The sequence below is a fragment of the Vibrio sp. 1401 genome (assembly GCF_033340295.1).
Genome location: NZ_JAWOWF010000688.1, coordinates 1 through 557, shown reverse-complemented (window position 1 = coordinate 557; position 557 = coordinate 1). Strand labels below are relative to the sequence as shown.

The window sequence follows — 557 nt, the reverse complement described above, 5'->3', positions numbered from 1 at the left end:
AATGAGTCTGAATATCGTCACGGCATCGGTGGACGAAACATGGAATTCTTCATGGGCATCACGGGTAATAAAGGCGGCGTGAAAACGGCTTTGGAGATCAATGGACAACCTTTAAACGTCATTTCTGCACACCTGGATTCCAACAAAGAAGTCAAACGTGAGTTCGAAGGCAACAAGTTGATGGAAGGCATTAATCCAAATGAGGAAGTTCTGATCACTGGCGATCTCAATGAACGTGAGAAGCGCGTTGCTGAAGGCTCTGATGTGCTGTACGACCCAATTGCCCACGATGATACGCACTTAGCGAAACATGGCTTTAAGTTCAAACCACTCGATAGCCATACTTACATGCAGCTAGATAAGCACACTGGCAATATTAAGCAGAAAGAAGGCCGAGATCGCCCTGACTTCGGTGAGCTGGATAACACTGGTTTAACCAACAAAACGGGCAACTTACAGAACCACCAAACCAGTGTTATCACTGATGGTTTTGAGAATGTCAGCGACCATAAGCCAGTGCAGTCAACATTCGAAGTCAGAAGCTTTTCTCAAAAGTT

Annotated in this window: 1 pseudogene; it reads left to right on the top strand. The window is 45.4% G+C overall.

The features are described from left to right. A pseudogene (locus R7Z77_RS27605) lies at window positions 1-557 on the top strand (VPA0450 family T3SS effector inositol phosphatase); the annotation flags it as partial.